The 5,515-nt window shown below is 50.1% G+C and carries 2 tRNA genes and 2 rRNA genes; all 4 read right to left on the reverse strand.

Features of this window, described 5'->3' with window-relative positions:
* Positions 1-85: 85 nt before the first annotated feature.
* Positions 86-2,919: ribosomal RNA gene (locus CIB36_RS00005) — 23S ribosomal RNA — on the reverse strand.
* A gap of 271 nt (positions 2,920-3,190) precedes the next feature.
* Positions 3,191-3,267: transfer RNA gene (locus CIB36_RS00010), tRNA-Ile, on the reverse strand.
* Between the two features lie 73 nt (positions 3,268-3,340).
* Positions 3,341-3,416: transfer RNA gene (locus CIB36_RS00015), tRNA-Ala, on the reverse strand.
* A 199-nt stretch (positions 3,417-3,615) separates the two neighbouring features.
* Positions 3,616-5,141 (reverse strand): 16S ribosomal RNA (locus CIB36_RS00020).
* Together the 16S and 23S rRNA genes with 2 tRNA genes alongside form the textbook arrangement of a ribosomal RNA operon.
* Positions 5,142-5,515: the final 374 nt, after the last annotated feature.

Here is a 5,515-nt window from a genome sequence, read left to right on the forward strand (position 1 = left end):
TTTTCAGAGGAAATGGTATCCTCAAAACCGAATAATTATGAATCTGAGAAAAAGTAGCATTCATCACTTGAGCCTCGCATAATTTGAGGTCAAGCCCTCGACCGATTAGTACTCGCTAGCTGAACGTGTCGCCACGCTTACACTTTGAGCCTATCTACCTCGTAGTCTTCAAGGGGTCTTACCTGATTAACTCAGTGGGATATCTTATCTTGAGGTCGGCTTCACGCTTAGATGCCTTCAGCGTTTATCCGTTCCGCACATAGCTGCCCAGCTGTGCCAGTAGGCCTGACAACTGGTGCACCAGAGGTGCGTCCATCCCGGTCCTCTCGTACTAGGGACAGCTCCTCTCAAATATCCTGCGCCCACGACAGATAGGGACCGAACTGTCTCACGACGTTCTGAACCCAGCTCGCGTACCGCTTTAATTGGCGAACAGCCAAACCCTTGGGACCGAATACAGCCCCAGGATGCGATGAGCCGACATCGAGGTGCCAAACCTCCCCGTCGATGTGGACTCTTGGGGGAGATCAGCCTGTTATCCCCAGGGTAGCTTTTATCCGTTGAGCGACGGCAATTCCACTCTCATACCGCCGGATCACTAACTCCAACTTTCGTTACTGCTCGACCCGTCAGTCTCGCAGTTAGGCTCGCTTTTGCGTTTACACTCAAGAGCATGGTTTCCGTCCATGCTGAGCGAACCTTTGAGCGCCTCCGTTACTCTTTTGGAGGCGACCGCCCCAGTCAAACTGCCCACCTAACGATGTCCCCCGACCAGATTCATGGCCGCAGGTTAGAATTTCAGTACATAAAGAGTGGTATCCCAAGGTTGACTCCACATAAGCTGACGCCTATGCTTCCTAGTCTCCCACCTATCCTGTACATCACATACCAAAATCCAACATTAAGCTACAGTAAAGCTCCATGGGGTCTTTCCGTCTAGTCGCGGGTAACCGGCATCTTCACCGGTACTACAATTTCGCCGGGCGGGTTGTTGAGACAGTGCCCAGATCGTTACACCATTCGTGCGGGTCAGAACTTACCTGACAAGGAATTTCGCTACCTTAGGACCGTTATAGTTACGGCCGCCGTTTACCGGGGCTTCAATTCAGAGCTCTCACTCCTCCTCTTAACCTTCCGGCACCGGGCAGGTGTCAGCCCCTATACGTCATCTTTCGATTTAGCAGAGACCTGTGTTTTTGCTAAACAGTCGCCTGGGCCTATTCTCTGCGGCTCACCTTCGTGAGCACCCCTTCTCCCTAAGTTACGGGGTCAACTTGCCGAGTTCCTTAACAACCCTTCTCCCGTTGGCCTTAGAATTCTCTTCCTAACTACCTGTGTCGGTTTGCGGTACGGGCTCCTCGGATATACACAGAACTTTTCTCGCCTTCCTCTAAGCATGCTTCCCTACTTAATTTCGGTCCCTTACGACCGGGTCTACCATCGCCCGGCTCATGCCCTTTGAAAGTGTCCTTCTGCTTAAATCCTTCGGAGGCTACGGAATCTCAACCGTATGTGCATCGGCTACGCCTCTCGGCCTCACCTTAGCTCCCGGCTAACTAGGAGCGGACGAACCTTCCTCCTAAAACCTTAGTCTTTCGGCCATTATGATTCTCACATAATTCTCGCTACTCATTCCGGCATTCTCACTCGTATATCGTCCACCAGCGCTTCCGCTCTGACTTCGCCCAATATACGACGCTCCCCTACCCAGTACAAAATACTGCCCAAGCTTCGGTGTAGATTTTAGCCCCGTTGAATTTTCGGCGCAGAACCACTCGACCAGTGAGCTATTACGCACTCTTTAAATGTATGGCTGCTTCTAAGCCAACATCCTGGTTGTTTTAGCAGTTCCACATCCTTTTCCACTTAAATCTACTTTGGGACCTTAGCTGTGGGTCTGGGCTCTTTCCCTTTCGACTATGAAACTTATCTCACACAGTCTGACTCCCATAAAACGATTATCTGGCATTCAGAGTTTGATAGGGTTCGGTAATCTCTCGACCCCTAGCCCATTCAGTGCTTTACCTCCAGTAATCTATTATGAGGCTAGCCCTAAAGCTATTTCGGGGAGAACCAGCTATATCCGGGTTCGATTGGAATTTCACCGCTATCCACACCTCATCCGCCGCCTTTTCAACGGAGGTCGGTTCGGCCCTCCATTGGGTCTTACCCCAACTTCAGCCTGGACATGGATAGGTCACCCGGTTTCGGGTCATTCGCATGCAACTGTACGCCCTCTTCAGACTCGGCTTCCCTTCGGCTCCACACCTTAAGTGCTTAACCTTGCTACATACGAATACTCGCCGGACCATTCTACAATAGGTACCATATCACACGTTGACGTGCTCTATGTGCTTGTAGGCACAGGGTTTCAGGTTCTCTTTCACTCCCCTCCCGGGGTGCTTTTCACCTTTCCTTCACAGTACTTTTCGCTATCGGTCATTAGGTAGTGTTTAGGCTTGGAGGGTGGTCCCCCCTGCTTCCCACGGGGTTTCACGTGTCCCGCGGTACTCTGGATCCTGCTCAGTGCCTTGAGTTTTCGCTTACATGACTCTCACATTCTCTGGTGTGCCTTCCCATGCACTTCAGCTAACTCTCAGCAATCTTAAATGCAGTCCGCAACCCCAAAGATATTTCTACCTCTGGTTTGGCCTTCTCCGCGTTCGCTCGCCACTACTTGCGGAATCTCGGTTGATTTCTTTTCCTCGCCCTACTTAGATGTTTCAGTTCAGGCGGTTCCCCACGCATACCTATGGATTCAGTATACGTTGATACGACGTTACTCGTACCGGATTGCTCCATTCGGATATCTGCGGATCAATGTCTGCTTACGACTCCCCGCAGCTTTTCGTAGTTTGCCACGTCCTTCTTCGGCTCCTAATGCCAAGGCATTCGCCCTGCGCCCTTTCTAGCTTGACCTCTTTGGTCCATTATGCTTTCTCTCTCATAATGTTTTGCTATTCTTTCTCCAACAAGATTTTGAAATTGTATCTTTACCCATCATTCTAGAATTTCTTCCTTTTTGATGTGCGCTTTGATATTTTTTCGCATTACTCTTGCTTTCATAATTATTCAGTTTTCAAGATACCAGGAGTTCATGTTCCACATGAACTCCGCCGAATTACTTCGTAATTCGCCCGGGTCCTGCTTCCCATTTACTCTTCTTTTGTTAAACCAAAACAGTTTAACTTGGTGGGCTCAAGTGGACTCGAACCACCGACCTCACGCTTATCAGGCGTGCGCTCTAACCACCTGAGCTATGAGCCCATTCTTTTGGTCAGATCTCCGGCTTCCTTCGAAACTTCACAACCTTGTTCCCATTCCCCTACCTTTCAGTAGGTGGTGGAGATGAGGAGGATCGAACTCCTGACCCCCTGCGTGCAAGGCAGGTGCTCTCCCAGCTGAGCTACACCCCCAAATTCTTCAAGGGTCTGGTTATGCCGCTTTCTTCCCACTCTATTCTCTTTTTGAAGATCCCTTTATGGATCCTCAAAATTAAACAATGTATCCGGCTCAGAACTTTCTCTGTCTCACCTTTGTAACGAGCCTCCTACAACAGGTTCCCCTATTGTCTGACCGAGAACTATGACCATTTCACTGGTCATTTCTCCATAGAAAGGAGGTGATCCAGCCGCACCTTCCGATACGGCTACCTTGTTACGACTTCACCCCAATCATCAACCCCACCTTCGACGACGTCCCCCTTGCGGTTAGACTATCGGCTTCGGGTGTTGCCAACTCTCATGGTGTGACGGGCGGTGTGTACAAGGCCCGGGAACGTATTCACCGCGGCATGCTGATCCGCGATTACTAGCAATTCCGGCTTCATGCAGGCGGGTTGCAGCCTGCAATCCGAACTGAGACTATTTTTAGGGGTTTGCTCCATGTCACCATCTTGCTTCCCTCTGTTAATAGCCATTGTAGTACGTGTGTAGCCCAGGTCATAAGGGGCATGATGATTTGACGTCATCCCCACCTTCCTCCGTTTTGTCAACGGCAGTCCGTCTAGAGTGCTCTTGCGTAGCAACTAAACGTAAGGGTTGCGCTCGTTGCGGGACTTAACCCAACATCTCACGACACGAGCTGACGACAACCATGCACCACCTGTCTCGGTGCCCCGAAGGGCTTCACCTATCTCTAGGCTATGCACCGGATGTCAAGACCTGGTAAGGTTCTTCGCGTTGCTTCGAATTAAACCACATACTCCACTGCTTGTGCGGGCCCCCGTCAATTCCTTTGAGTTTCAACCTTGCGGTCGTACTCCCCAGGTGGATTACTTATTGTGTTAACTCCGGCACGGAAGGGGTCAGTCCCCCCACACCTAGTAATCATCGTTTACAGCGTGGACTACCAGGGTATCTAATCCTGTTTGCTACCCACGCTTTCGAGCCTCAGCGTCAGTTAAAGCCCAGCAGGCCGCCTTCGCCACTGGTGTTCCTCCTAATATTTACGCATTTCACCGCTACACTAGGAATTCCGCCTGCCTCTACTTCACTCAAGAACTGCAGTTTTGAACGCGGCTATGGGTTGAGCCCATAGATTTAACATTCAACTTGCAATCCCGCCTACGCTCCCTTTACACCCAGTAATTCCGGACAACGCTCGCTACCTACGTATTACCGCGGCTGCTGGCACGTAGTTAGCCGTAGCTTCCTCCTTGGTTACCGTCATTATCTTCACCAAGGACAGAGGTTTACAATCCGAAAACCTTCTTCCCTCACTCGGCGTCGCTGCATCAGGGTTTCCCCCATTGTGCAATATTCCCCACTGCTGCCTCCCGTAGGAGTCTGGGCCGTGTCTCAGTCCCAATGTGGCCGTTCAACCTCTCAGTCCGGCTACCAATCGTCGCCTTGGTGGGCCGTTACCTCACCAACTAGCTAATTGGACGCGAGTCCATCTTTCAGCGGATTGCTCCTTTGATATCAGCTCCATGCGAAACCAATATGTTATGCGGTATTAGCGTCCGTTTCCAGACGTTATCCCCCTCTGAAAGGCAGGTTACTCACGCGTTACTCACCCGTCCGCCACTAAGTTGAATCAAATTCCTTCCGAAGAATTCATTCAAAGCAACTTCGTTCGACTTGCATGTGTTAGGCGCGCCGACAGCGTTCGTCCTGAGCCAGGATCAAACTCTTTAGTTCATTGTATTAACTCAGATCTTTCGACCTGCTTTAATCTTCTTTAAAGTTTCATTCCGCTCATTACTTGTCTGTACAGTTCACTCTCTTGAATCGGGGTTCGATTCTTTTCAAGCTTCTTTGTTCTTCTTACCTTTTACATTGTTTAATTTTCAAGATCCATTACGCGTCCCCGCTTCTCAGCGGCAACTCGTTTATTCTACCACATCTCGTTCGCTTTGTCAAGTACTTTTTTCAAATCCCTTTGTCAGTACTTGTCCGCTCCCTCTTTGTGGTGCCTTACTATCATATCACGTTCGCGTCCCTTTGTCAAGTGCTTTTTTTCGCCCCTTGTCTTTCGGTACTCCCCCGCTTCGACAGCTTTGTTATTTTAGCAC

The sequence above is a fragment of the Massiliimalia timonensis genome, from assembly GCF_900186585.1.
GTDB lineage: Bacteria > Bacillota > Clostridia > Oscillospirales > Ruminococcaceae > Massiliimalia > Massiliimalia timonensis.